At 60.9% G+C, this 1,802-nt stretch carries 2 protein-coding genes; both read left to right on the forward strand.

Annotated elements, in window-relative coordinates:
• On the forward strand, positions 1 to 937 hold a 937-nt coding region (gene hrcA, locus A3754_RS19115; protein WP_231880696.1), incomplete at its 5' end, for a heat-inducible transcriptional repressor HrcA.
• A 246-nt stretch (positions 938 to 1,183) separates the two neighbouring features.
• Positions 1,184 to 1,768 (forward strand): nucleotide exchange factor GrpE, encoded by a 585-nt coding sequence (gene grpE / locus A3754_RS19120; RefSeq protein ID WP_063520966.1) that lies wholly within the window; start codon positions 1,184 to 1,186, stop codon positions 1,766 to 1,768.
• Positions 1,769 to 1,802 lie beyond the last annotated feature (34 nt).

The raw sequence follows: 1,802 nt of genomic DNA on the forward strand, positions 1-1,802 counted from the left end.
CCTGACCGTGAGCCCGGCTACGGTGCGCAATATCATGTCTGAGCTGGAGGAGTTGGGGGTGCTGAGCAGCCCGCACACCTCGGCGGGGCGCATCCCCACAGAGCTGGGGTACCGCCTTTATGTGGATTCGCTATTGGCGACCAGTGTCATGGAGCGCCCGGACCACCGACACTTGAAGAAGGAGCTGCGGCAGCTGCTGGCGCCGGAGCAGTCCTCCCAGGAGTTGATTGCCCAGGCGTCGAAAACCCTGGCTGAGCTGACGCGCATGGCCGGGCTGGTGGCAGTGCCGCGGCGGGATGTGTCCACATTGCGGCAGGTGGAGTTTTTGCCGTTGTCGGGCAAGCGGGTGCTGGTGGTGCTGGTGGTTAACCGCTCCGAGGTGCAGAACCGCATCATCCATACCGATCGGGATTACGATGAGGTGGAGTTGCGCCAGGCGGCCAACTATATCAACCACACCTATGCGGGCTGCGACCTGAACAGCATTTGCGATGGTTTGCTGGATACCATGAACGCCGACCGCCAGCAGATGGATGCCCTGATGCAGACGGCGGTGGCGGTGGCGGACAAGGCCCTGCGCACCGAGCGGCCCGATTCCGATTATGTGGTTTCCGGGGAATCCAACCTGATCCAGTCTGCCGAGGCGGAAAACCTGGGGCAGCTGCGCAACCTGTTCGACGCCTTCAACCACAAGCGCGATATCCTGCATTTGCTGGAGCGGTCCATGAAGGCCGACGGGGTGCAGATCTTTATCGGCCGTGAATCCGGCTTCCAGCCCTTCGAGGATTATTCGCTGATTTCTGCACCCTACCAGGCGGATAACGGCCCGATGGGGGTGCTCGCCGTGGTTGGCCCCACCCGCATGGACTATGAAAAGGTGATTCCCACCGTGGATATTACTGCCAAGATCCTCTCGGCAGCGCTGACCCAGCTTTAATCTCGTTGACAGTGGATAGTTAACAGCTGCGCGGGCGAGGTTGTCGATTTTGGAACGTATGAGGCCGCGCCTAGGCTTGTGGGCGCGGCCTTTTGCGTCTCAGAAGCTGATCGGGGTATCCCGCAGCGCTGCCAACTGACCACTATCCACTGTCAACTGCCCCTTCCCCCTTGAATCCCCACCAATAGTTCCCATATCTTTGCCCGCTTTCCTGATAAAAGCCCGGATAGGGATGTGGAGTGATGAATGAGTGACCAGGAAAAAGACCAGAACAATGCCGAGCCGCAGGTAGAAACGGTGGAAGAGCAACAGGCTGCCGCCGCCGCTGAAGCCGAGAGCGAGCAGGCAGAACCTACCGTTGAAGAGAAGCTGGCTGAGGCAGATGCCGAGCTGGCCAGGGTTAAGAAGGCGCTGGCTGAGGCGGATATCCGTGCCCAGGCGGAAGTGCAGAACGTGCGCAAGCGTGCCGAGCGGGATGTGCAGCATGCCCGCAAATTCGCCCTGGAGAAGTTCGCCGGTGATCTGTTGAGCGTGGCGGACAACCTGGAGCGCGGTCTGGCGGCGCTGGATGCCGAGGACGAGGCGCTGAAAGGGGCCCGTGAGGGCATCGAGCTGACCCTCAAGTCCCTGCTGGATGCGTTTGCCCGTTACAACCTGGAGCAGATCAGCCCTGCGGACGAGCCGTTCAACCCGGAATTGCATGAGGCCATGACCATGGTGCCGGTCCCCAATGTGGACCCCAATACCGTGATCGAGGTGCTGGAGAAGGGCTATCAGCTCAACGGCCGCCTGATTCGCCCGGCGCGAGTGGTGGTCAGTAAAGCCCCCTGATTGGGTGTGGGAAAAAGCGATTCGGCCCCTTGAA

This window comes from Alcanivorax sp. HI0083, assembly GCF_001635175.1.

What these genes read in the sequence shown, in the direction of transcription:
- grpE (WP_063520966.1), top strand. Translation starts at nt 1,184, where the DNA reads ATGAGTGACCAGGAAAAAGACCAGAACAATGCCGAGCCGCAGGTAGAA.